At 45.3% G+C, this 24337-nt stretch carries 28 protein-coding genes; 13 read left to right on the top strand and 15 right to left on the bottom strand.

All coding sequences use genetic code 11. The annotated features are described in order from the left end of the window. Position 1 precedes the first annotated feature (1 nt). The 3 genes from H6F63_RS19060 to H6F63_RS19050 all read right to left on the bottom strand — a co-directional run bounded on the left by H6F63_RS19060 (position 2) and on the right by H6F63_RS19050 (position 3256). On the bottom strand, positions 2 to 592 hold the full coding sequence (locus tag H6F63_RS19060; protein ID WP_190639074.1) for a phage tail protein: 591 nt from the start codon (positions 590 to 592) through the stop codon (positions 2 to 4). A 14-nt stretch (positions 593 to 606) separates the two neighbouring features. Beyond that, entirely contained in the window at positions 607 to 801 is a 195-nt protein-coding gene (locus H6F63_RS19055; RefSeq protein WP_190421257.1) for a hypothetical protein, read from the bottom strand. A gap of 97 nt (positions 802 to 898) precedes the next feature. Beyond that, positions 899 to 3256, bottom strand: coding sequence for a substrate-binding domain-containing protein (locus tag H6F63_RS19050; protein ID WP_199298147.1), 2358 nt, complete (start codon positions 3254 to 3256; stop codon positions 899 to 901). A 214-nt stretch (positions 3257 to 3470) separates the two neighbouring features. Between H6F63_RS19050 and H6F63_RS19045 the strand changes: the two genes are divergently transcribed. Further along, positions 3471 to 3680, top strand: a complete 210-nt coding sequence (locus tag H6F63_RS19045; RefSeq protein WP_190421259.1) for a Nif11-like leader peptide family natural product precursor — start codon at positions 3471 to 3473, stop codon at positions 3678 to 3680. Positions 3681 to 3964: 284 nt separating this feature from the next. Here H6F63_RS19045 and H6F63_RS19040 read toward each other — a convergent pair whose 3' ends face one another. The 4 genes from H6F63_RS19040 to H6F63_RS19025 form a co-directional block, all read right to left on the bottom strand. After that, the gene (locus H6F63_RS19040) at positions 3965 to 5950 is read right to left on the bottom strand and encodes an ATP-binding protein (protein ID WP_190639073.1); all 1986 of its coding nucleotides are present in this window, start codon (positions 5948 to 5950) and stop codon (positions 3965 to 3967) included. After that, complete coding sequence (locus H6F63_RS19035) at positions 5947 to 7284, bottom strand: DUF4255 domain-containing protein (RefSeq protein WP_190639072.1); 1338 nt, start codon at positions 7282 to 7284, stop codon at positions 5947 to 5949. Before H6F63_RS19035 ends, H6F63_RS19040 begins: the two co-directional genes overlap by 4 nt. Positions 7285 to 7396: 112 nt before the next feature. Further along, entirely contained in the window at positions 7397 to 8071 is a 675-nt protein-coding gene (locus H6F63_RS19030; RefSeq protein ID WP_190639071.1) for a response regulator transcription factor, read from the bottom strand. Between the two features lie 91 nt (positions 8072 to 8162). Further along, positions 8163 to 9308 carry a HAMP domain-containing sensor histidine kinase gene (locus tag H6F63_RS19025; RefSeq protein WP_190639070.1) on the bottom strand — a complete coding sequence of 382 codons (1146 nt, stop codon included), beginning with the start codon at positions 9306 to 9308 and terminating at the stop codon, positions 8163 to 8165. Positions 9309 to 9553: 245 nt separating this feature from the next. Between H6F63_RS19025 and H6F63_RS19020 the strand changes: the two genes are divergently transcribed. The 8 genes from H6F63_RS19020 (at position 9554) to H6F63_RS31075 (ending at position 14535) form a co-directional block, all read left to right on the top strand. Beyond that, on the top strand, positions 9554 to 10111 hold the full coding sequence (locus H6F63_RS19020; RefSeq protein WP_190639069.1) for a DUF4255 domain-containing protein: 558 nt from the start codon (positions 9554 to 9556) through the stop codon (positions 10109 to 10111). Between the two features lie 45 nt (positions 10112 to 10156). Beyond that, the gene (locus H6F63_RS19015) at positions 10157 to 11875 is read left to right on the top strand and encodes a phage tail sheath C-terminal domain-containing protein (protein WP_190443951.1); all 1719 of its coding nucleotides are present in this window, start codon (positions 10157 to 10159) and stop codon (positions 11873 to 11875) included. A gap of 83 nt (positions 11876 to 11958) precedes the next feature. Continuing rightward, positions 11959 to 12429 carry a phage tail protein gene (locus H6F63_RS19010; protein ID WP_190443952.1) on the top strand — a complete coding sequence of 157 codons (471 nt, stop codon included), beginning with the start codon at positions 11959 to 11961 and terminating at the stop codon, positions 12427 to 12429. 104 nt (positions 12430 to 12533) lie between these two features. Then, on the top strand, positions 12534 to 13034 hold the full coding sequence (locus tag H6F63_RS19005; protein ID WP_190639068.1) for a phage tail protein: 501 nt from the start codon (positions 12534 to 12536) through the stop codon (positions 13032 to 13034). 115 nt (positions 13035 to 13149) lie between these two features. Next, positions 13150 to 13656 carry a phage tail protein gene (locus tag H6F63_RS19000; protein WP_190443953.1) on the top strand — a complete coding sequence of 169 codons (507 nt, stop codon included), beginning with the start codon at positions 13150 to 13152 and terminating at the stop codon, positions 13654 to 13656. Then, the gene (locus H6F63_RS18995) at positions 13643 to 14002 is read left to right on the top strand and encodes a hypothetical protein (RefSeq protein ID WP_190421281.1); all 360 of its coding nucleotides are present in this window, start codon (positions 13643 to 13645) and stop codon (positions 14000 to 14002) included. The genes H6F63_RS19000 and H6F63_RS18995 overlap by 14 nt, the downstream gene beginning before the upstream one ends. Positions 14003 to 14011: 9 nt before the next feature. Continuing rightward, positions 14012 to 14392 (top strand): phage tail assembly protein, encoded by a 381-nt coding sequence (locus tag H6F63_RS18990; RefSeq protein ID WP_190421283.1) that lies wholly within the window; start codon positions 14012 to 14014, stop codon positions 14390 to 14392. Further along, positions 14386 to 14535: a DUF6760 family protein gene (locus H6F63_RS31075; RefSeq protein ID WP_347269536.1), complete on the top strand. Its 150-nt coding sequence runs from the start codon at positions 14386 to 14388 to the stop codon at positions 14533 to 14535. The genes H6F63_RS18990 and H6F63_RS31075 overlap by 7 nt, the downstream gene beginning before the upstream one ends. Here the strand turns inward: H6F63_RS31075 and H6F63_RS18985 are convergent. Both H6F63_RS18985 and H6F63_RS18980 read right to left on the bottom strand, forming a co-directional pair. Next, positions 14510 to 14695, bottom strand: a complete 186-nt coding sequence (locus H6F63_RS18985; RefSeq protein ID WP_190639067.1) for a hypothetical protein — start codon at positions 14693 to 14695, stop codon at positions 14510 to 14512. The genes H6F63_RS31075 and H6F63_RS18985 overlap by 26 nt on opposite strands. A gap of 30 nt (positions 14696 to 14725) precedes the next feature. Beyond that, entirely contained in the window at positions 14726 to 15523 is a 798-nt protein-coding gene (locus H6F63_RS18980; RefSeq protein WP_190639066.1) for a DUF928 domain-containing protein, read from the bottom strand. A gap of 508 nt (positions 15524 to 16031) precedes the next feature. Between H6F63_RS18980 and H6F63_RS18975 the strand changes: the two genes are divergently transcribed. From H6F63_RS18975 to H6F63_RS18965, 3 genes are all read left to right on the top strand, one after another. Beyond that, positions 16032 to 18350 (top strand): CHASE2 domain-containing protein, encoded by a 2319-nt coding sequence (locus tag H6F63_RS18975; RefSeq protein WP_190639065.1) that lies wholly within the window; start codon positions 16032 to 16034, stop codon positions 18348 to 18350. Positions 18351 to 18408: 58 nt separating this feature from the next. Then, positions 18409 to 18738, top strand: a complete 330-nt coding sequence (locus H6F63_RS18970; protein WP_190639064.1) for an ArsR family transcriptional regulator — start codon at positions 18409 to 18411, stop codon at positions 18736 to 18738. A 68-nt stretch (positions 18739 to 18806) separates the two neighbouring features. Continuing rightward, positions 18807 to 19568, top strand: a complete 762-nt coding sequence (locus H6F63_RS18965; RefSeq protein ID WP_190639063.1) for a MinD/ParA family protein — start codon at positions 18807 to 18809, stop codon at positions 19566 to 19568. 30 nt (positions 19569 to 19598) lie between these two features. Here the strand turns inward: H6F63_RS18965 and H6F63_RS18960 are convergent, their stop codons facing one another. The 6 genes from H6F63_RS18960 to dxr all read right to left on the bottom strand — a co-directional run bounded on the left by H6F63_RS18960 (position 19599) and on the right by dxr (position 23706). Continuing rightward, positions 19599 to 19817 (bottom strand): hypothetical protein, encoded by a 219-nt coding sequence (locus H6F63_RS18960; protein ID WP_190421293.1) that lies wholly within the window; start codon positions 19815 to 19817, stop codon positions 19599 to 19601. 63 nt (positions 19818 to 19880) lie between these two features. Continuing rightward, entirely contained in the window at positions 19881 to 20582 is a 702-nt protein-coding gene (locus H6F63_RS18955) for a tetratricopeptide repeat protein (protein WP_190639062.1), read from the bottom strand. A gap of 241 nt (positions 20583 to 20823) precedes the next feature. Next, entirely contained in the window at positions 20824 to 21084 is a 261-nt protein-coding gene (locus H6F63_RS18950; RefSeq protein WP_190639061.1) for a hypothetical protein, read from the bottom strand. Between the two features lie 59 nt (positions 21085 to 21143). Beyond that, positions 21144 to 21383 (bottom strand): hypothetical protein, encoded by a 240-nt coding sequence (locus tag H6F63_RS18945; RefSeq protein WP_199298146.1) that lies wholly within the window; start codon positions 21381 to 21383, stop codon positions 21144 to 21146. Positions 21384 to 21461: 78 nt separating this feature from the next. Continuing rightward, positions 21462 to 22436, bottom strand: a complete 975-nt coding sequence (locus H6F63_RS18940) for an Rpn family recombination-promoting nuclease/putative transposase (RefSeq protein WP_190639060.1) — start codon at positions 22434 to 22436, stop codon at positions 21462 to 21464. Positions 22437 to 22512: 76 nt separating this feature from the next. Continuing rightward, entirely contained in the window at positions 22513 to 23706 is a 1194-nt protein-coding gene (dxr, locus tag H6F63_RS18935) for a 1-deoxy-D-xylulose-5-phosphate reductoisomerase (protein ID WP_190639059.1), read from the bottom strand. A 232-nt stretch (positions 23707 to 23938) separates the two neighbouring features. On the opposite strand from dxr, the gene H6F63_RS18930 reads away from it, so the two are divergent. After that, complete coding sequence (locus H6F63_RS18930) at positions 23939 to 24274, top strand: hypothetical protein (RefSeq protein WP_190639058.1); 336 nt, start codon at positions 23939 to 23941, stop codon at positions 24272 to 24274. The last annotated feature ends 63 nt before the right edge of the window (positions 24275 to 24337 follow it).

Raw genomic sequence — 24337 nt, 5'->3', positions numbered from 1 at the left:
ACTAGGCGAAGTATCCCAATTTATCGCGTCCGCCAGAAATCGAGGAGCCGCCAGCACGGGAGTTATCAACTTGCAAACTTTCGTATGCTAGAGTCAACTCTTCAATAGCCACTGTGCCAGAATCGGCGTTTAATGCTGGTGCTTTCCAAGAAACCGGAACGGCACCGATTAGCGTCCAACACTGCATCGTTTCTCCTGCCTGGTTAAAAACTAGAATATTGACGTTGCGGCGTTCTTTTTTCGGCAAATTATTACCTTTATTGCGTCCAACATCGCTCAATATTTTACTAATCCAATTCCAGAAGGTTAAATCATTGGTGATGCCACGTTTGAGCGTCACATCAGAAAATTCTGCCTGACCCAGAATAATTCTCTGTTGGTCGTTGACACCACCTTCTAAGCGTTTTTGAGCTTTTATAGTGACACCCAAGCCTTGGCACTCTGTGAAACACGCAGTAATGTTACTCTGAATTTCTACATAAAAGCGATTTGCTGTAACGTAGTTCAGTTCGCGAGTGCTTGTGCCATTTTTATTCTGTCCGTTATTCTGATTTGACACAGATGGCTGTGATTGTGGCAATGGAAGTGCCATCAAAATTATCCTCCTTAGTTTCTACTGCGTTCTCGTTGACGGCGCAAATCTTCAATCATCAGTTTGTATACTTGGTCGCTAAGCTGTCGCAGCAGTAGAGGATCTTGCAGAACTTTAGCTGCTGTCTTTGAAAGCGCACTTCGGGAGTGTTGTATGCTCTGATTAGCTACAGCATCCTTCTGCGCCTCTGGAGAACGATAATTTACCATAACCAAAACCCAGACCTTACTGCTATTTTATGCCTCTACCTTAGTGCCGATCAGTAGCGGAAAGTCGAATTTGAGCTAAATTAAGAATTTTTAATTTTTAGTTTGGTGGTAGCGGTTGCAAAGGCACCAGCCCTGCTTTACTCAGCAGACGTTGTGCTTCGCGGGTTCTCAATAGCTCAGCAAACTTTTGACCGACCGGGGGACGACTGTTATCTCCAGAATAAACTACAGCAATGGGATATCCCAAGGGATAGCTTCTATTTCTGAAAACTTCGACGTTAGGGCGATAACTTCCTTTATCATCGCACAAGTCTGTTGTGGGATTTACGGGATTACCGTTGTCTTGAATTAAAGCCTGTACAGCCGTCTTATCTCCATCTATTAAAGCCAGAGGATAAGCTGAACATTGGCCGAAAACTTTGCTGAGCGTACCAAAAGCAATTCCCCCAACTTCATCATCCTCGAAATCTCGAATCACCTGTCGCAGAGTCTCAAAAGTGGACATCTGTTTAATTTCTTGCGTGTACGGATCTTTAAACAAAGGTGGTGGCTGCTCGCCTTTTTGAATTAATTTTCTAAATAAAGCAATTTCTTGGTCATTTTTGAGGACTCTTTGCTCAAAGATTCGTACTGCCTCAGTTTCTTTGGGAATATAAAGTTTTACTGGTATATCGGGGCCGCCTAGCTGTTTCCAGTTTGTAATTTCGCCTGTGTAGAGTTTACGCAATTGCTCAAAAGTAATCTGCCCCTTTAAAGCCTGGGGAAGGCTCTTATCCCTTTTGGCATAGCTGAAGGCAACAAACACTACCAAACCATCATAGGCAACTTCTTTCGATTTCAGCTCTGGTGCCAATTCATTAACCAGACCGGAGATGGCAAAGTTTGCTTTTCCGGACATTACTTGTGCTATTGCTGCTTCTCCTGAAGGCTCTGGTTGATAATTTAGCTGTAATTTTGGCTGACGTTCTAGGAGCTTTTCTTCTAAATTTTTATCCTGGGATATTATGTTTGCGTGTCGCAGTATATAGCTCCAGGTTCCCGCTTCTTCCGCTGTGTAATTAAATTTCCCCCCAGGAATAGCAGAGATGTCCTTGATGCAGCAAGTTAGAAAGTCGTTATCGGCAAGATTCCCCGCTTGGGATTTGGGGATTAGCGCCCAAACCAGTATTCCTAATAAACTCAATCCTAGGATACCAAACAGCCAGTAGGGAGGGCGACGTAACTTGGTATGGTCGTCTTCTGGCGAGGCTGTTTCTACAACTAAAATATCAATATGTTGATCTGGGGGCAATTTCAATAGAGCGAGTCGCGCTTCTTCGGCACTTTCAAAACTCACATCTAGCCCGATAAGACGAAGGATAAACTTCTTCAGGTGAGGCTCTACGGGAGGCCATTGTCGCTCATCTCTGGGGTCAATAAGCTGATGGGAAGGGTCAAGCGATCGCCCTACCAAGAGGTAAAACCCTACATATCCCAATGCTACTAAATCTTGGGCAGGCGTGGGAATGATGATTTCGGTGTTTGGCGGGTCAAACAAGCGTTCCCAGAGAGCCAAATCGCATAGATGTATAAAAAATTTCTCTTTGTCTGCTACGTATAGCAAACTATCAAGGCTGATATTGCCATGAGCCATTCCCTGCTGGACTTGGCCAGAAGGCAGGCTGAACTTTTGACCGTGGAGAGATTCCAGGGTTTGCAACACTTGGTTGAGAACTAGGCGCACTTGCCAACTGGTCATCGCACCACTGGCGGCGAGGTAAGCGCTGAGGGTTGGGTATGTATCTAAATTGCCGTTGGTAATGAGGTAGCAGCGTTCCTCAAGTCCGTCAGCAATGGCATCCCAAGGCTGACGCAGGCGCAAATCCTGAACTCTTCCATCTGCTAGACTCAAACCTGCTACTAGCTCAAAGGTTTGCTTGCGCTGGCGAGTTTCTTCCTGGTTGAAGGAACGGTTAGGGAGCAGGTATTCTTTAATGACAATGGGCTGCTGATCGGAAAGTTGGGTTCCCTGGTACAGACGACCCATACCGCGCTTTCCGACTAAAGTATCTACTCGATATTTGCCGCGCCGTCCCCGAATTTCACTTTTTTCCGGTAAGGTAGCTGGAAAACCGCACTCTAAACAATACTTAGCTGTTGGCTCTTGCTGGAGGGTCTGTTGAGGCAAGTTACAGGCTAAGGGATCGCTATACTTGCAACGATAGTATCTGTAGTGAGATTCAGTTGAGTAGTGGGATTCAAATGAGTGGACTTGCGCTGTAAATTGCGGCGGTGCGTCAACAAGGGCGGTTTGTTCTTCTGGGGTTGGCGGATCTAGTTCGGTTTTGATTTCATCAACTATTGGTGCCAGCCATTGGTATCGGCTTAACCAATTGTATTGGGTAAGCCTGATTGGAGGTGCATTTCTGCTCAGATACTCTCTTAGTAAGATTTTGGGAATGTTTGTCAGCGCCACCGAAAACTCTCCGAATAATAAATAGGTGGACTATGGGATTTTAAATTTTGGGTGAAAGGATTTTAAATTTGTTATTAGTAATAGTTTTTCTCCTCTCTAATCCCCAGAACAGGAGTCCCGCCTGTGAATCTCCGATTTTGCCGAAGCTGTTGCTCAAAATATCTCCCCAATTTGTTAAAGTAACATTGATTTAGCGCGATGGAAATATGGATTTATGGCAAAAGAAGAAGTTACAAAACTTTTCAAAGCTGTTCAAGCTGACCCGGCTTTAAAGGAGAAGCTTAACTCTGCACCTAATTTGGAAGCATTTGTCAAGATGGCTGAAGAATCTGGCTATAGCTTCACCGTGGAAGAATGGAATGCGGTTACTGGCTTTGTTGTAGAAGAATTGGAGGGTGAATTATCAGAAATTCCTGGTTTATAAATTTTCAAAGGACGTATACAGTTATTAGCGATCGCTTTCTTTAAAGATTATATTTTTATTTAAGCGATCGCTTCTTTCTTTCACTAGCTTATGCCTTTAAAGAAGGAATATGGGGTTTTTAGCTGAATCTCTCATATTTAGCGAGATCAATAATTTTTCTAGTGTTACATATTGTTTTGAGGTAGTAGTAAACACCCTAATAAAATTTAACGTTCTACATCTTTCTAAAAGATGAAATTTGAAATATCTGTCATCTTTAAGAAGTATGCGATCGCATCCTCTCCTCACACCCAGCCTTTCACTTCCGTATCCGTCAGAGGTCTTTCTAGCTTCACATATTCGCTCTTGGCAGCTTGCAAAACGTGTTTCATACCCACAGGCTCCCCGGCATCAGCTGCGATAAAAGCTGCATTCAAAGCAATATTGCGGATGTTCCCGCCAGCGACATTTAACTGTGCCAACTTACGTGCCTCTAGCCCCTGCGTTGGTGTCTTGTTGGGAAAGATGCGTTGCCATATTTCCGCTCTCTGATTAGCATCAGGGAAGGAAAATTGGACGATAAAACGAATCCGGCGCAGAAAAGCTTGATCCAGCGAACCTTTCAGATTGGTGGTGAGAATTGCCAAACCTCGGTATGATTCCATGCGCTGTAACAGGTAGCTAACTTCAATATTGGCATGACGGTCGTGGCTGTCTTTCACCTCAGAACGCTTGCCGAATAAAGCATCAGCTTCATCGAATAGCAGAATTGCCCCACCAGCTTCAGCAGCGTCAAATACGCGCCGCAAGTTCTTCTCTGTCTCGCCGATGTATTTGCTGATGACGGAACTCAAGTCAATACGGTAAAGGTCTAGCCGCAATTCTCCAGCTATTACCTCTGCTGCCATTGTTTTACCTGTACCGCTAGCACCAGCAAATAAAGCGCTGATGCCTAAGCCGCGTCCGCCTTTCCCGGCAAATCCCCAACTTTCGTAAACCCTGGCGCGTTGGCGGACGTGGGCGGCAATATCGCGCAGAACTTGGCGTTGTGTCTCTGGCAATACCAGCTCATCCCAACTGGCTCCTGGGATAATCGGTTGAGCCAGGTCATTGAGACGCGATCGCGCTTGAATGCGGCAGGTATCCCATAATTGATTGTGGATTGGGGAATCTTCTGCTTCTGCCTGAGTTGCAAGCTTTCCTTTTGCTTCTGCACAAGCAGCGTAAATTGTAGTGGCGCTGAGGGTGAAATGGGAAACTAAGGTTTCGACGTGTCCGTTTAAGCTAATGGCTGCATCGCCCAAGGCAGTTTGCCAAATTGCCCGCTGTTCGCTGGGGCTTGCTTTGGGAACTTCAATGGCGATTAGGGGACGCTGGCGTTGTTTGCGGCGATCGCGACTGATAATTACCAATGGAGAACGGATGCGCTCTACCATAGTTGCGATCGCGTTTTCTCGCAGTCCCTCCCCTGCATCGGTGTCGTCCCATTCCAGTAACAGCACACTATTACTCAAAACAGCTTCCCGTTCCCACAGTCGCATTAGGTTATTAAGTTCGTTGATGCCAGTGGGAACAGTGCTGGCAAAGATGGCGTTCAGATTCATTTCTAAAAGTTCGCAGGCTTTCAAAGCGATCGCTTGCATACTGGCAACGTCATCTCCACACAAACAGATAATCGGTAAAACCGCTTCCTGTGATGCCTCAACCCACGTCTGAGCCAGCCTTTGAGCTAGTTGATGGTGCGACGGCACTAAAATATTAACAGCGGCGACAGGCTCCACAATACCCATCAGTCGCTCATCTAGATGCTGTACGCCAGCGATATAGTGCAGTATCTGCTCGTCAATTCGCAGGGGTGCAGTGGTGAGTGCATTCCCCGATCCAACGTCAATCAGTCGCCACCGACGTAAAGGAGCGTTAGGCGTTAAAGCACTCCATTCCGGGTTTGGTAAAATTGTCAGAGCCAAACTAAAAGTAGGATACACCCGCTCTTGGACACCTTGAGCGATCGCGCACAAGCTAGCCCAACTAGCATCAAGTTCCATCCCAACGCACAACAGCAGCACATCCCGCTCAAAATTCGACAGCCCAAAAGTTGTGCAAAGCTTCTCCAATGCTCCATGAGGCGAAAGCCCATTTCCAGGCGAAAAATATTCTTCATCCTGTTCCTTATCCGGCTTCCCTTGCGCCAGCCGCGCTTGACGTTGTAACGCTTGACGCACCGGAGCCAGTGCTGCCATCAAGTAGTGCTGGTTAGCTTGCTGCAAGTTGCTAGTAGCCGTGACATTCATGAAATTATTACCTTCGGACTAATATACTGCTGAAATGTTGGGCTGTCCTTGTCCATATCTACACTCAGCAGACTTTCTGCCCCATCTACGTGCAAACGCACCAGATACTCCCCAGGCTTCACATCTCGCACCGGAACAGTCACCAGGTTAGTATCATTTCGACGTGGCAAGGCATCGAAAAGATAAGCCACAGGATTAATTGACCGTTCATTGAGTGCCATAACCACCCGCTGCTTGTTGCCAATGGTGACATTGACTTGCACTATCACATCAGCTGAGTGCAACTCATCTCTACTTTCTTGTATATTTGAGACGCTAACCTCTTTTACGGTTGGACGCAGCACAAAAGGTGCAACATTTGACTCCACACCGCGTTGGAGACTTCGCTGTAAGCTTAATGTTGGTGTCGAGTTGCCTCTAGAAGTTGCTGCTGACTCAACTCCCATCGATACTGCTTCTGTCCCGGTTGAGATACGGTGAATCACCTGCAAACTTTGTACACCTGCCTGTAGGGAAGAAGCAGGGAACGAGGAGAGGGACAAGACAATCTGGTTATCCTGAACCTCTGAGGGTGTCACCTCCACCTCACCCAAGCGCACTTGAGTAATACTACTCTTCAAATGCTTACCCCAAATCACCAATGTGCTGTCTGCCGAGATCGGCTGAAACCTTCCAGCTTGGGACACAACCCGATCTATCACTGGCTGATTTGGGAACGGCATCACACCGCTAAAGTTGTAGTCGCGTACTGGTAGCGCTTTTTGGGCTGACTCTTCCCCTTCGATTATCACTACAGTAGCGCGATAGGCGACTGACAAGGTGTAGGGAGTTTGAAAGAATACCGACCAAACTTTGGATAAATCTTCTAAAGATAGATCCATCGGCACAAAGTCAATTTCTTCTACCTGTTCAGAGAGGTTAGAGTCAGCCAAGTAGGTAAAGTTAGAATCGGCGATTGTGTCCCAAATCATCTCCTGTGTCAAAGTCGATTGATCCTTGAGGGTACGGACTACGCTGCCTAAAAGTCGTTGCGGTTCTAACTCAACTTCATTGCCATAGAAACTGATCATGTAATGCAAATCTAAGGCATTGTGCGATCGCTTTGCCATTTCTCCTTTACGGTTGCGATTCCGCACATCAGCGTTGTTCCGCCACACGGAATTAAGCGTCACTTGATAAAGATACAGATTCACTCCCGTTTCTGGCGTGCCACTCCCCAAGTTACTAGGTCGTACCATTGTCACTCTTGCGCCATCTACGTCTACTTGTACTACAGCCTGCAAAGTTCTTTGCAAGGCAGCGGTGACAGTAGCGATCGCTAAGTAATTGCTCATAAAATAGCTTTTAGCAGTCAGCGGTAAGCTTTTAGGATAGCTTGGTTTATTTTTTTCAAAGTTCAGCCAAGACTAAGATTTTAGTTTCTAAACGGATGGTTAATCTCTTGCCTTAAGCACTAACTAATCCAAGTTTTAAGGCTTTCACAATTGCTTGTGTGCGACTCGTGACACTTAATTTTTCAAATATAGCTGTCAGGTGAGCTTTGACTGTAGCAACTGTGATGTAAAGATGTCGGGCAATTTCTTCATTTGAATATCCTTCAACTAACCAGTGTAAAACTTCTTGCTCTCGTTCAGTTAGGTGGATAGCTTTACCTGCGCTCAACGATCGCCCTGCATAAAAGTTAAACAAACGGAAAAAGCAGGTTGCAACTTCTGGCGATAAATACACTTCTTCTTTCATTACTGTGGTAATTGCTTCACACAGTTGGGTAGCTACGCGATCTTTAAACACATAGCCGCAAGCACCTGCTTGCATTGCTCGAAATACCCATTCGTCTTCCCGATGTCCTGAGAGAACCAGCACTTTCCCTTTATAGGACATTTCTCTGAGACTCAGCAAGGCAGTAATTCCATCTCCTGGTGGCAATTCCATATCCAGCAAAATCATCGCTGGTTTTTGTTCTACAGTTAATTTTAATGCTTGCTCTACACTAGCAGCTTCGCCAACAACATCGAATTTTAAAGAGTCGTTAGTACCTAAGAATCCTAGTAAAGTTCTTAACCCTTGACGAAAGCGTGGTTCATCATCCACTAACAAAATAGAAATTGGCTGGTTATTCATGGCTCATTAGTTATCGATAAGATAAGAGTTGGAACTTTTTAATCCAACTTTCAACCCTTTACGGGCAACAAAGAACTGACAAAATTTGTTTTTAATTATTTCGAGGTAAAATAAACGAAAATTGTGCGCCGCCGACTGAGAGATTTTCTACCCAAATGCTCCCTTTATGGTCGAGGATGATTTTTTTAGCGATCGCTAGCCCCAAACCCGTACCACCCGGACGCTTAGAGTAGAACGGTGTGAATACTTGTTTCAGGTCTTCTTGGGAAAGTCCGCTCCCGCGATCGCTAACTTCAACTATCACTTCCATTGCAAAAACTTGCCAGTTGCAAGTAACTACCCCTCCTTCCGGACTAAAATGAATTGCATTACTTAACAAGTTGTCAAAAACCTGCTTCATCTGCCACCGATCCACCGCCACAATCACAGGTTTATCCGGATAGCAGATATCTACTTGTTTTTCCTCTAACCACGGTCGCAAACCCTGAATGCTGTCAGATAAAATTTCCCGCAGGTCATAAGGCGCTACGCGCAATTTTGCCTGCTGTCCACAGTAAACCAAATCTGTTAAATTAGCACTCAAATCATCCACAGTTTCCCGAATAATCGTAGCCTGTTCTTGCAAGCCTCCAGATTGCAACCCCCGGCATAAATTTTCCGAATAAAGACTAATCAGTGCTAAAGGATTTCGCAGTTGATGTTCTGCACGGCGTAACACTTGCTCAAGTAACTGAATCTCAGCTTTTTGACGAGAACACTCTCGAAACATAGTCAAGTAGTGACTAAGTAGTTGAGCTTGTTGCTCTATACACTCCTGCTGATGAACAGATAGAGAATATTCGCTCCATAGCATTAAATACTCAGGTCTAGAGCTATGCTGACTAAGAGCGCAAACATAAGCATTGTAGGGACATGGTACCGTATCCCGACGCGGGGTAAATACACGCGCGATCGCATCTGGCAACCAATCTTCCCACCACACCACAGAAAGCGGATGGGGAAAGCCTGCGTAAATACTACCCTGCTCCTGTGTATAATGAGCAACAAATTGGCGCATCCCCGTATCGGAATCCTCGTAGACAATCCAAGCTGCCACAATCGGCACTTGCACCGCTAACTGTTCAATATGCAGCTTGCAAATACTTCTAACATCGGCAGACGACGGTGTACCCAGTGAACCGATTGTGGAGGTAGGTGGACGTACCTCGCGAACCAACTTTTGTATACCAACCTTCATCTGTAACTCCCCGATGTACACGATAAATCAGCAGTGTGGAATAGGGTGCAGCACCTAATAGGGCATTCAGCCTGCGGAACTTGTCATCATCCCTGAGAAGTAAATGACCCATATAGCTTAGTCCCAGAGTTCCGTAAATACGCCTATTTACACACAATTTTTAAAGTTTCGACCAAAGTCTAATAAACACTCTAGAGGTGTCTACCTAATCTAGACCTATACAGCCTAAGCATCTATCTAGTCTTATGATCCCTGCTACTGCCCAGACTTTGGCAGAAATCCTGGCTGGCGGGACTTCTCTGCTCAATACAGAGCAAATAGATTTCAACCACCCTGGTATGCGGCAGGATATAAGGCCAGCGCTGAACCTGTACTGCTACAACATCGGGGAAAACGGTCAGGTAGGCCGCAGGCTTAACCCGGAAACAACGCATACAGGCGCTCTTAAGCGTTCCCCCTTATGGTTTGATATCTCGTTCCTGGTGAGTGCCTGGGACTGTACCGCCTTGGGAGAACAACGTCTACTCTCAGAAGCATTAACAATGCTATTGCCTCATCGCCCGATAGCAGAAGAGTTGCTGGTTCCAGCACTACGCGGTCATGGCAACTTGTCAATGATCGTTTCTGCCATTGGCTTTATTGAAGCAGCAGCTTTATGGAGTGCGCTGGGTGTTCCATTACGTCCAGCCTTATATGTGACAGTGACGGTTCCCTTCACCTTACAAGGGCCGAACACACCTAAAGAAGTAGTAAAGAAGCGAGAAAAAATTATGAGTTTTGAATTCAAAACTCATAACTCATAACTCCTCGCGCCCATTATCCACCACCCAAAAAAGGAAGACTACGCCATGCCGATGGATTATTTTGCTCCTGGTGTCTACGTCGAAGAAGTAGACCGTGGTAGTCGCCCGATTGAAGGCGTAAGCATGAGTGTTGCTGGGTTTGTTGGCTTTACCGAGGATGTACGCGGTGATGCCGAACTGTTCAAACCCATGATGATCACCAATTGGAGCCAATTCCTAGAGTATTTTGGCAAACAAGGCTCCGATGGTTACACAGATTTCAACGCCTACCTCCCCTTTGCCGTCAATGGCTGGTTTATGAACGGGGGTGGACGCTGTTGGGTGACTAGCATTGGTACCAAACTCCCCGGTTCAGAACCACCCGCACCGGAGGAAACAGCCACCAAGCTTAGAACCTCTGGAAATCGTCCCTCTTTGATGTTTGCTATTAAGCCATCCGAAGGCGAAGAGGATGACAGCTCAGCTCTTGCCTTATCCGGTGGACGAGTCAATGTTTCCATCCTCCCCGATGAACCGAAAGCCCCTGAAGACCCAGAGGCAGAACCCCCACTCAACACGGGGGAATATTTTAAAGTCATTATTAGTCGCGGTGGCGAGAAACTCGAAGAGTATACCCACCTGACAATGAACCCGGATGTCGAGGCGCAAGTCGGTACCTATGTCGTCACTGCAATCAATGAAGGTATCGGCGACCAGCAGGCATCTCAATTTTTGTCCGTAACCGATATGTCCACCAGCGGACAACCCCTGTCTCGGCGGCCTGTCAACGGCACCTATGAAGTCAGCCCTCCACCCGTCATTTCTAGCCGCGAGCGGTTTCCACGGGATGTGAATGGGGCGCGTGATGACCGCACGGGTGTACAAGGGATTTTTGAAATTGACGAAGTTTCCATGATTGCTTGTCCAGATTTAATGCTGGCGTACCAACGCGGTCTGCTGGATTTGGATCAGGTTCACGGCATCATGGAAATGATGGTTAGTATGTGCGAAAACAACGCACCCAGCCCCAACTACCGCATGGTAGTTCTCGACCCGCCACCTTGCAAGGGAGGCGGCGAGCCTGTACCCCCTGAGCAACAAAAGCCTCAGCACGTAGCTCAGTGGTTAAATAACTTTAATCGTCGTTCTATGTTCGGCGCGTTGTACTATCCCTGGATTAAAGTGGCGAACCCACGCAATGCCGGACGACCGATTTTGGTTCCCCCCTGCGGTCACATGATGGGGATTTGGTGCCGCACCGATGAGACTCGTGGCGTTTTCAAAGCACCCGCCAACGAAGTTCCTCGCGGTGTCCTGGGTTTAGCCTACGAAACTAACTTCCGCGAACAGGAACTGTTGAACCCTGTGGGGATCAACTGTATCCGCAACTTCGCCAACTACAACCGAGGTTTCCAAGTTTGGGGCGCACGCACTCTGGTAGAACCCGCTAATGTGCAGTGGCGCTATATCAGCGTCCGCCGTCTGATTAGCTACATCGAGCGCTCGATTGAAATCGGTACCCAGTGGGTTGTTTTCGAGCCTAACGATCAAGATTTGTGGGCGCGAGTTACCCGGACAGTTAGCAATTTCCTGGAACGGCTGTGGCGTGCAGGGGCGTTGTTCGGTGGTTCGCCTGGTGAATCTTTCTATGTCAAGTGCGATGCCAGTATCAACACCCACGAGACAATAATGCTGGGTCGTCTGTATGTCGAAATTGGTGTCTGTCCAGTCCGACCAGCGGAATTTGTGATCTTCCGCATCAGTCAGTGGTCTCCTAACCAGTAGGTTAGAGTCGTTAGTTTAGATATCAGCGCTAGGGCTGATATCTAAACTAAATATTGAAAAAATTTGTAAGGAGGTCTTGCACAATGGCTATTATTACAGTTGAGAATTTTGAATTAGAAATCAAGGGAGTAGGTGACGGCCTACAGTTTAAAAGTGTTGACCTGCCAGCTTATAAGACTGACGTTCAACATGGTGATGCCATAATGTCTGGTGCCAAGGGATCTGTACGACAGACTCTTACTAAGAAAAGGGAAGCAGCGGTTCAAATCACTTTAGTAACCCTAGCTAGTGGAGATGCAAAAAGCACTAGCTCGCTGATGCGAAAGTGGCTGTTACAGTGTATGCCAAAAGCAGAGGATGGTGGCGGCTTTCCTACGAGTGCCAGGATGGCAGAAGGCGTAATTAAATCCTATAACTCAGCCGGAGAAATGGTAGATTCGTGGAAGATGAGCGGAGTTTGGATTTGTAAATATCAAATCGGGAAACTCAGTGCAGACGGCGGGTTGCTTGAAGAAACCTTTACGCTACAGGTTGACCAATTCGATCCAGCTTGATCTATCTAAGTCTAGGTGTTTGAGACAATACTCTTAATTTTGTTCGCTTTAAGAAGCGATCGCAATCATTTCTTTGTACTTTGTAATTGATTGGAAGGTTATTTATGGCTGATGCCGTTGAGTTACTATCTAGTGATAACTACGATGTAGCAATTGGTGATATCAAAGACATCATTATCAAAGAAGTAAGTGGGATATCAGTAGATATGTCCCCAAAGGGTGCTGATAATGCCATCGGTTCTGGCCCAAAGGGAAAATCGCTGGTTCTCAGTGTTCCGAGTCAACCAAAGTATGGCGAGATAACGCTTGTTTTGGTGCCAGGGGCGCATCAGGGAGGAAATGACGATAAGCTGTGGGAGTGGTACAAGGATTGCGCCTCGAAAGCTAACCTTGGGGAAGCTGCAAAAGCGCGAACTTTACGGAAAGAAATGACAATTAATGTCTATTACTCAGGTTCAGAGGGGAAGGTGGGGTTAACGTACAGTTTTGTAGGGGTGCTTCCCAATAGTTTTGATGTTCCTAAGCGGGACGCAGGGAGTAGCGAACTGGAAACTTGGACGCTTAAGCTTAACTACGAGCGGATGAAGTTTACTGTATCGGCGTAGAAGGAATATACTCAATGCAAAACTGCTCTGGTGAGGTGAGATGCGATCGCGCTCCATTTCACCAGTCAGTGATTTATATAATAGAAAGTGAATTGGTTGTAAGGCGGTATCAACTGTGACAGACTTTCCTGAAATTCTCACAACTTGCCGATTTTACCTGGAACTGAAACTCGATGGAAGCAATGATGCGATAGACGGCTACTTTATGGATTGTAGCGGCTTTAAGTCTACGCAACAGGTGATAGAAATCTCCGAGGTGACACCTCAGAAGTGGGGCAAAGATGGAGAATCTCAGGGTCGAGTTGTCCGGACAAAAATTCCTGGTAATGTTAGTTACAGCAATATTACCTTGCGCCGGGGTCTGACTTGTTCGATGACGTTGTGGAACTGGATTCAGGCTGTGCAGGATGGAAATTGGGGTAAACAACAGCGCGATGGATCTTTAGTAATCTATAATCAGGCAGCCCAAGAGCAGTTTAGATTTGAGTTTAAACGAGCATGGCCTACTAGCTATAAAATTGCAGATGTTAATGCTGTTGGGGGCGATATGGAGATTGAAGAGATAGAAGTGACTGTTGAAGAGTTAAAACGGATTAATGTAGTAACGAATGATTCAAACTGAGTTTGAATTTACTTTACCAAAGGGGTATCTCGATAGCGATGGCAACATTCACCGCAAAGGTGTAATGCGTTTGTCGAGAGCAATGGATGAAATTGTCCCCTTGCGCGACCCTCGCGTTAAATCAAATCCTGCTTACGCTACAGTAATTATTTTGGCTCGCGTGATCGTTCGATTGGGAGCCTTAGAGGAGGTTACGCCTTCAGTTGTTGAAGGTTTTTTCGCTTGTGATTTGAATTATCTCCAGAAGTTTTATCGTCAGATTAATGAACTAGAGCAGGAAAATGCTGAGTCGAAAGTGGTGACAAACCCGTTACCGAATCCTGCACTGACTCCTGATTTTGAGTAACCCGACGAGATGGACAGCGATCGCATACTCTATACTGAATTTGAATTTATCCTTCCTAGAGGATTGGTGGATGCAAGCGGGGGCGTTCATCGCCAAGGCGTGATGCGTCTAGCAACTGCAAAAGATGAAATGTTTGTCCAAAAAGACCGGGGGGTGCAGGATAATCCCGCTTATGCAGTTTTGGTGATGCTCTCGCGAACTATTACTCGTTTAGGCGAACTATCAAAGGTAACTCCTGAATTGTTGGAGAATCTTTTTTCTCTTGATTTGGCGTACCTGCGGGAGTTTTACAATCGCATCAACCAACAAGGTGATGTTTACATTCCGGTTCAGTGTCCTACGTGCAATAGTCAATTTCAGGTGGAGCTTTCTCTAGCGGGGGAATCTTAGGCTACCCCTCTGATGCGCTGCGCGAGGAGGTAGCCTTAATTGCTTTTCACTTCCACTGGTCTTTAGAAGACATCCTCAACTTGGAACATAATGACCGCCGGAGTTGGGTGACGGAAATTAGTAAGATTCAGCATCAGGAATGATGTCATGTCCGGTAAGCCCAAAATAAAAGAAGCCCACCCCACCATCGTTTGGGGCTTTAACTTCCCCGTTGGCTTGCTCTCTAGCAGGGTGGTTTGATTTATTAAAAGAAAATTCTGTAACGTTGATTTTGGTTTGCTGTAGGGGCTTTTTGATTGCCATGCCCCTACAAAATTGACAACGTTTCAATGACTAGGGCGTGGAACTTGTGCTGGTTTCTAACTTAATTAAAGGTTCCTTGGCAACTGTGCCAAGATTAACGGCTTTTAATAAGTCTTCCCAATCTGTTACTAAGCTGGAATCGTTAGGAGAAGCGTTACGTAAATTAGCTAGAGATGCGATTGTGTCGAGCCAAAGTCCAGCCTCAGCGTACAAAACTGGGCGATCGCGTTCTGTTGCTTTCTCTAAATCCTTAACTAAGGTGGCACTTGGTTCCATTCGTTGCACCCACCCTTCTACAAAAATATCTGCTGCCCTATCCTCAGCGTCACAAATAACTGAAAACGACCAACGATATTTTTTACCAACTTCCAGCTGTGGAGAATCAGCGTCTGAGGGAAGGCTGATGCTAACAATACCAGCAGTGCTAGGAATGGGAATTTTTGTTTTGTATAGTGCCTCCTGCTGCTTTTCCTCGTCATGCAGCGTAAACTCGGCTTGTTCGGCGCTACTAGAAGGAATAGCAACAAATAAGGTCGGACGCTCTGCTACAGTCAATCCCACATTAGTATCTGGCAATAATGCCATTACAGACTTTCCTTGATTGCTACAGTTTGAGCTACCACGGGATGCTCCCGGTTCTCTAGTACGGGGTGCGCCGACTTTTGGCAATCTAAATCTCAGGCGACCTGAGCGCACACGGTTGGGGGTTGTTTGCCGTATCGGTGTTTGTGGCGATTCTGCTGTGGCTGGAATGCTGGCGTACAGCGTTAGTCCCACAGACAAGGCTAAGGAAAGTGTCGTGAAATGTACAGAAGACTTGTTCAACATATATTTTTTTCAAGTTGTAGCACTTTAACCCAGCAAGCAGCACCTCTTCAAAGCATACGCTTTGCAGTCTGTAGCGACAAGCTTAACCAGGACATTGTAATTTGTAAACAGAGACTCTTTTATCTTCAACAATGTTTCTCTACTTTCCTGGGAAATAAGATAGAAAATTTAAAGATGCGATCGCTCTTGTCTGGTTTTTAAGTTGATTTTTTTACTTTTAGCCTATTGGGAATATTTCAATGCTATAACTGCTATAAATTATCTCTCATGTCAGCCTTTTTTCTTCTGCTTCATTGAAAATTTAATTGACTTATCCATTTATTTGTCCAAAACTTCATTAAGTTTTGTAAGGTTGGAGAAATAAAATTTAAGAGCGACGCAGAAGCTCATCAATCAGCTTTGCCAAATACATTGGGACAGAAAAAATCTTAATTTTGAGTTTAGCTGTAAAGGCGACAGATTGAGCGACAATTGACACTCTAGCCCCTAGAGAGGAGGTGGCAATTATATGATTTCTCGGCTCAACTCAAAAATTCGCTCCCTGTTATCAAACACCAACGTCGGCACAACAGCATTAAACTTTGGCGGACAGGTAGTTCTCACCAGCATTGTAATTACAGGCTTGGTAGTAGGAGCAAGAGCGCTGGGAATGCTCCAGGGACAGGAGCTTGGTGCTTTTGATCAGCTAATTCGTCTGCGTCCTGATGAAGGGCCAGATAAGCGCGTGTTGCTGGTGGAAATCACCGAGGGAGACATCCAAGCGGAGAAGGGATGGCCTTTGTCTGATGAGACAATTGCTAGAGTTTTGCAGAAACTAGACGAGTATGAACCGCGAGCCATCGGTATAGATATTATTCGGGATGTTCCCGTCAAAGAGGGAAATGCAGACTTATTGAAGGTGTTGAAGGGAAGCGATCGCATTATAACTATCTGCCAACTGAGTGACGGTAAACAAGCAGGATTTCCGCCGCCACCAAGCATCCCACCAGAGCAAGTTGGATTTGCTGATTTCGTCAAAGAGCCTGATGGATGGGTGCGCCGCAGTCTCTTAGTTGCAAGTCCCCCAGCCCCGAAAGTTCCCCTAGAGAATGCCCACCTATGCAGCGATCCCGAAGAGCAACTGACATCTTTGGATATGTCCCTAGCACTAATTTACCTGCAAGCTGAGGGAATTGAAGCGGAACCTACACCCGATGGAAACCTGAAAATCGCCTCAACCGTATTCAAAAGCCCCGACAAAAATGCTGGCGGATATCGGAACGCCGATATGGAGGGTTTGCAGATGCTAATTAATTATCGCTCTGCAAATGAGCCAGCCAACAAAGTAACGCTCACAGATGTACTCAAGGGTAAAGTCGATCCGGCTTTAGTAAAAGATAAAGTTGTGCTGGTTGGCTACACAGCAACCAGCGTAAATGACGACTTTAACACGCCTTACAGTGCTAGTCAGGAAGGCACCCAGAAAATGCCCGGAGTGACCATTCACGCTCAAGTTGTCAGTCAAATCCTCAGCGCAGTGCTGGATAAACGACCCCTATTTTGGTACTGGAATGAGTGGGGCGAACTTTTCTGGATTTGGGGTTGGTCGCTGGCGGGAGGGATTCTAGCATGGCGCATTCGCCGTCCTTGGCTGCTTGGTATTGCTGGAGGCGTAGCAATAGTCGTTTTGTATGGAACTTGCTACGTTTTATTTCTCCAAGCTGGGTGGATACCGCTAATACCGCCAGCATTGGCACTGGTGGCGACAGCTGGCGGTGTTTTGATCGTAGAAAGAGGCTACGCCAAGGCAATCTATAAAAGTGTCAAGGGTTTCTTGAAAATCGATATTGAGATTGATGAAGAAAAGAAAGAGCGCCAGGTAGCTGAAATTACAGAAACTGACTATTTTCAGGAGTTGCAGCAAAAGGGAAAAAATCTCAGAAGTCGAGGCGGTACCTCATCTAAGGCAAAAGCTACGCCTGCATCCCAAGCCATTGAAACAACTGAAAAAAACGACGGCTACTTGCAGCAGTTGCAGCAACAGGGAAAAAATTTGCGTCCTCGGCACAGCGATGTCGAGATTGAATCAAATCCACACTCATCAGAAGCGACAGTTTCACCCCAAGTTGTAATAATTGATGAAACCAACGACTACTTGCAGCAGTTGCAGCAAAAGGCGGAAAATCGGCACAGGGATGTCGAAATTGAATCAAATACACAGACATCAGAAGTGACAGTTTCCGCCTCTGTACCTGTAATAACTGAAGAAACCGACGACTACTTGCAGCAGTTGCAGCAAAAGGCGAAAAATCGGAAAAATCGGCGCAGCGATGTCGAAATTGAATCAAATACACAGATATCAGAAGCCGCAGTTTCCGCCTCTGTACCTGTAATAACTGAAGAAATTGACTACTTTGAGCAGTTGCAGCAAAAGGCGAATCTGAAAAATGGGGATGCAGACGGACGTGAAGCGGCAACCGAGATCGAAGAAGATACACAGATAAGCCAAGACGCCCAAACCCCTGAAGAAGACTACTTCCAGCAGTTGCAGCAACGAGTGCAACTGAAGAATTTGGACGCTAACGCACAAACTGAAGGCGTAACTGAGATCGAAGAGGATTCACAGGTAAGCCAAGACGCCCAAACCGCTGAAGAAGACTACTTCCAGCAGTTGCAGCAACGAGTGCGACTGAAGAATTTGGACGCTAACGGACAAACTGAAGGCGTAGCTGAGGTCGAAGAGGATTCACAGGTAAGCCAAGAAGTTAACTCATCTGAAGAAGACTATTTCCAGCAGTTGCAGCAAAGGGCGAACAAGCGACAGAAGACAGAGGATGAATCTAAGTGATGGGGATAGGAGCGATCGCTTTCAACATCAATTGGCTTAAAGTCAAGGGAGGAACACTATGACTAAGGAAACGACATCTGGGGAACAAGAGACAGATATTGGTCTGAGTATGGTCGATGTGATGAGTTTACCCGACCAAGAGCAGAAACTCGTCAATTGGATCATGCGTCACAAAAGCGTATCCTTAGCGGAAGTGGTGGCTCATACTGGCGCGGGTGAAGATATTGCCCGCACACAGCTAGACACCCTGATAGCACAAGGATTTGTGCAAGAAGTGGAACAGGGAAGCGATCGCTTCTACCGACCTCGCCTTGCCTCTAAACGGCGTAGCAAGTTGTCTACAGATATCTGGCAAAGTTTAGAAGAGAAGGCACCAGGGGAAGAGTGATGATTTAGGAGTTTGTAGAGACGCGATGATAAATCGCGTCTTGAGTTATGAGTTAATTGAGGTAAATCATGTCAAAAATCGTGTCCATCCACTCATTTCGGGGTGGCACCGGAAAATCGAACTCGACTGCTAACCTGGCTGCGATAGTTGCTCGCTTTGGGCATCGCGTTGGCATTGTTGATACGGATATCCAATCCCCCGGAATTCATGTGCTTTTCGGTTTCGATGAGGATAAGATAAAACACTCTCTCAATGACTATTTGTGGGGGCGCTGTTTAATTGAAGAAGCTGCTTATGATGTCACCTCGGTTTTGAAAAAAACGGGTAATAAAAACAGCAGCATTTACCTGATTCCTTCCAGCATTAAAGCTGGAGATATTACCAGAGTGCTGCGCGAGGGATTCGATTTTGGTCTGCTAAATGATGGGTTTCAAGAAGTAATCGACGCTCTAGATTTAGACTACTTATTCATTGATACCCATCCAGGGCTTAATGAAGAAACTCTGCTTTCTATCACTATCTCTGATATTTTGGTTTTGATTTTGCGTCCAGATCGCCAAGATTTTCAGGGTACTGCCGTGACAGTGGAAGTTGCGCGAAAGTTGCAGGTTCCTAAGATGTTGCTTATGGTGAATAAGGCCCTACCTATTTTGGATTTTGATGCTTTGAAGCAACAAGTCGAGAAGACATATAACGCACCGGTAGCAGGTATTTTGCCGCTTTCGGAAGAGATGATCCAAATGGCAAGTAGCGATTTGTTCTGCTTGCGTTTTCCAGATCATCCGTTAAGCAAGGTGATGGAAAATGTTGCCAAAATGATTATCGCTTGATGGCTAATAGCTAATTCCAATTAGCTATTATTACTTGCCTGTAACTAACTGCCAAAGAGTTTGAGGAAGTTGGGTCACTTGTTGCCAAAGGTCTTGAGGGCCAATGCCAAAGAATAGTTGCAAAATAAGAACAATTGCCGCAACAAGAATGGCAGTGCTAATACTTGCCTTCACAACTTTAACCAGTAGGGTGAAGATTAGCCAGGAAACTATAATTGCGGCGATGAAAATGATTAAGTCTACTGGCATAGCGAATCAAAAGTATTTATTGCTGAAGAGAAAATTTTTGGAGAAGATCGCACCAAATCGAGATCAAACTGTTTGGCGTTCGGCTACTGATTGTTGCAAATCTTTAATTTTATCGAGTGCATCTTGATATAACCTTTGATTATCTTGTTGTTTGCCGAGGTCGGCGGCTTTCTGAAAATCTGCGATCACGTCCTGTGGGTTTCCTAATTGAGCTTTGGCAGTCGCCCGGTTATAGTATGCTAGGGCATCATTGGGATTAATTTGTAGTACCTGGTTATAATCAGCGATCGCTCCCTGTTTATCTCCAAGGGCGGCGCGAATATTTCCCCGGTTGCCATAAGCCTCGGCAAACTCAGGATTAAGACGAATTGCTTGGTCGAAGTCTGTGATCGCTTCTTGATAGTTTCTCGCTCTGATGCGAGAGATTCCTCGGTTGTAGTAGGCTGTATCATCCTTGGGATTGACACGAATCGCTTGGTTATAATCTGCGATCGCTCCTTGTATATCTCCCATGTCATCGCGAGCATTGCCTCGATTTACATAAGCTCCCGCAAAGTTGGGATCGAGACGAATTGCCCGATCGTAATCTTGTATTGCTCCCTGGTAGTCTCCGTTGTGGTACTTTTCTAATCCTTCTTTGTTGAAGTCCTCAGCGCTTCTTTCTTGCGTGAGCGTTTGCGGTGGTTGAGCATAGACCGAAGGAGACAGTCCACCGATGGAAGTAATGATTCCCAAGATAGCGATCGCTCTATGAATGTGATTCATAATTTTTGCTGACAGAAATAAAAGTATCAACTTATATATACAAGATGTTAGGTAATTTTTCCGCAGGTTTTACCTTTTCTAATAACTTTACTTCATGCCAAAACTTCCTATATTGCCTGTTGATGATGAATGCGATCGCATTACGGCTGCTCTTGAAGCGTGGCACTCTATATTTTTTTTTAGAAATCTCTCTTGCTTATTGCTCTTAGTAAATCGCTATCTAACAACTTAAAGCGTGAAGTTATGATTGTTCAGGTTCAGACCTAATACTACTAATAAATCCCTGAAAATCTGACAGCGACGCAATAGTTATGGCTTGTCTATGGAGCGTCTTTAACACAGACAAATCATTAAGCTCATTAATCACCTCAACCATAGATTGAGGAACCACTTCAAAACGAGTTTTTAAAACTTCGATAACATTCTCTCGCGCACTTTCCAATCGCCCTTGTAGTTCCCCCCTTGCCATTGCTCTCCGCTCAATACTGGTAATATATGGCATTTGCTGCTCCTCCGGATAACCTTTTATTTCTCCGTCAAGATTATCTTCAAATTCTTCTATTAATCGGATCGCTCATTTGATAAACTTTTGATAAATTCCTGAAATTCTGACAGAGAAGCAATAGTTGCAGCTTGCCGGAGGAGACTCTTGATCAGTGACAAATCATCAATCTCATTAATCACCTCTACGATAGATTGAGGAACCACTTCAAAACGAGTCTCCAAAAGTTCTATAATAAACTCTCGCGCAGTTTCCAATCGCCCTTGTAGTTCCCCCCCTTGCCATTGCTCTCCGCTCAATACTGGTAATATATGGCATTTGCTGCTCCTCCTGATAACCTTTTATTTCTCCGTCAAGATTATCTTCAAATTCTTCTATTAATCGGATCGCTCATTTGATAAACTTTTGATAAATTCCTGAAATTCTGTCAGAGAAGCAATAGTTATCCCTTGCCGAAGCAGACTCTTCAGCACAGACAAATCATTAAGCTCATTAATCACCTCAACCATAGATTGAGGAACCACTTTAAAACGAGTTTCTAAAACTTCGATAACAGCCTCTCGAGCAGTTTCCAGTCGCCCTTGTAGTTCCCCCCTTGCCATTGCTCTCCGCTCAATACTGGTAATATATGGCATTTGCTGCTCCTCCTGATAACGGCTTATTTCTTCGTCAAACCTATCCTCTAAGTCCTCTGGTAATTGCATTACCCAGTCAATGAAGCGAAATAACTCTAGTATATCTTGGCGTTCATAGCCGCGTTTATACAACCCTCTGACCAGCCTCAATTTCCACTGTAACCGACTAAATTTATCGCGGCGCGTTGCTTTCGCTTTCAAATGCGCCATGACTACTACAGAAAATGGGTTGCTACTCTGCTCTAGTTCGCTCCACCGTGCGTCATAATCTAAGAGTTTCACTATCGGAAACTCTAAACTTGCTCGACAACCAAAGATGGTGTAACTATAACTATTGGGCCGCCAATTCTGTTCGTCATCTGCCAATACTGCGAGACTTGCTACTTGTCTCTCATACCTGTCAAAAATGCGGTAGTTGTAGGTGTACATACGCTTGGCAAAACTTGACTGAGATTTGCTTTGGACTTCGATATGAACTAATACCCAAGCTTCCTCGCCGTTTTGCAGCCATACTTTTATCAGTTTATCGACTCGCCGCATCCCAATCTCAGCATCCCGCACAATTTGCTGTAGTTCGTTGTCAAGAGATTCATAATTTCTCGACCAGTTAATTTCAGCATGAGCTTGTGGAAAAAAGAATGCCATGAAGTCTTGAAAATAGGTTTCGATAACTTCTTTCCAAGGACTATCGTATTCATCGGGTTGATTGTTGTCCATGCGATCGCGTCCACAGCTATAGTCTATTTATTCTAGCGATCGCTGTAGTTTTGGCTATATCAATGATGAATTTATCTTAGCTAAGGAAGAGAAGGCGATCGCGTCCAATCTTATCTCTGGCCGCTAAAACTTCCTGCCTTGCCCATTCGTCGGCTGCTACAATGTCATCAAGAGAAGGATTGGATCGATTGTCGGATTGATGGCGATCGCATACATATTCAATACAACGTGGAATATCCAAAAATTCAATTTTTTCTTCCAAAAATAGCGCCACCGCCTGTTCATTTGCCGCATTCAAAACAGCAGGCATTGAACCACCAGCTCTTCCCGCTGTATAGGCAAGTTGCATACAGGGATACTTTTGATGATCTGGTTCTTTGAAGGTTAAATTTCCAGCTTTTACTAAATCTAACTGTTGCCAATCTGTATGAATTCGTTCCGGCCATGACAACGCATAAAGCAGCGGCAACCGCATATCAGGCCAACCCAACTGAGCTAAAACTGAAGTATCTTGCAACTCAATTAATGAGTGAATAATACTTTGGGGATGGATGACAATATCGATATGGTCGTAATCCATGCCAAATAGGAAATGAGCCTCAATTACTTCCAGCCCTTTATTCATCAACGTGGCGGAGTCTATAGTAATTTTTTTACCCATTGACCAATTAGGATGCTTCAGAGCATCTGCAACTTTAACTGTTGCTAATTTTTCTACAGGCAAATCGCGGAAAGCACCTCCTGAAGCCGTGAGCAAAATTCGCCGCAAGCCGCCCATCTTTACCCCTTGAAGGCACTGAAAGATGGCAGAATGTTCTGAGTCAGCTGGCAGCAACTTAACGCCATATTTCTCCACCAAAGGCAGCACAACTGGCCCCCCAGCAATTAGAGTTTCTTTATTCGCCAGAGCAATGTCTTTTCCAGCTTCAATTGCGGCGATGGTTGGCAATAGACCTGCACAGCCGACAATACCAGTGACTACGATTTGGGCATCGCTGTAACGGGCAACTTCAATCACCCCGGCTTGGCCCGCAAGTAGGACGGGTTGGGGGTCGAGGTCTTTTATCGCCTCTTTCAATTCTGACAATTTCTCTTCTTCGCAGATGGCTGCTATGCTTGGGCGAAACTGTCGTATTTGTGCAGCAAGCATTTCTACGTTGCGTCCAGCTGCTAACCCTACAATCCGAAACTGGTCAGGGTACTGAGCCACGATATCTAGCGTCTGAGTTCCAATTGATCCGGTAGAGCCAAGGAGAGCGATCGCTTTCATATTTATTTAATAATTCGCTGTACTTTACACTATACGATTGTTTGGGCTGTCTTAGTCGTTGGTCATTAAAACGTTGCCGGATTGAAAAGTTAAAACCTTGTCAGGTTCTAACTTTTCAACCTAACAACAATAATTTATACTCAACTTTTAACCTCAACGGACAATTGACAAAAGATGATAATTATGTTTTTCGGCTTTAAGAGTAGTTGAAATTAATTTAACGGAGATATTGATGAAAGAAAATAAAATTGAACATTACACACTTAAGGAAATCCACGAGCAGTCAGCCGTGGTGCAAGCTTGCTTAGATGCTTTTACTAATCAGTCAATACCAGCATTAGGTGAACACATCATAAATTTAGGGTTTTCCTCTAATTTTTACCTTGATATAAACCAAATTCAAATTATTGCTTGTGGTAGTAGTTTGTATGCCAGCTTAGTAGGTAAATATTTGTTTGAACAAGTGGCAAAAGTTCCCACTATAGTACATGATGCTGCGAAATTTCGAGATGCACCACGGGAGCATCCCGGTTTTGTAAAACTACTATCAAGAGAGGATAATAGGTAGAGCGTCAACAGAAGTGTGAACTGCATTCGTAGGAGGAGCGGCTATGACCCCTGAACAAAAGGA

This window comes from Trichocoleus sp. FACHB-40 (assembly GCF_014695915.1).
GTDB classification, from domain to species: Bacteria; Cyanobacteriota; Cyanobacteriia; order Cyanobacteriales; family FACHB-T130; genus Funiculus; species Funiculus sociatus.
The sequence above is the reverse complement of the archived record's forward strand: the minus strand, read 5'-3'. Positions and strand labels throughout refer to the sequence as shown.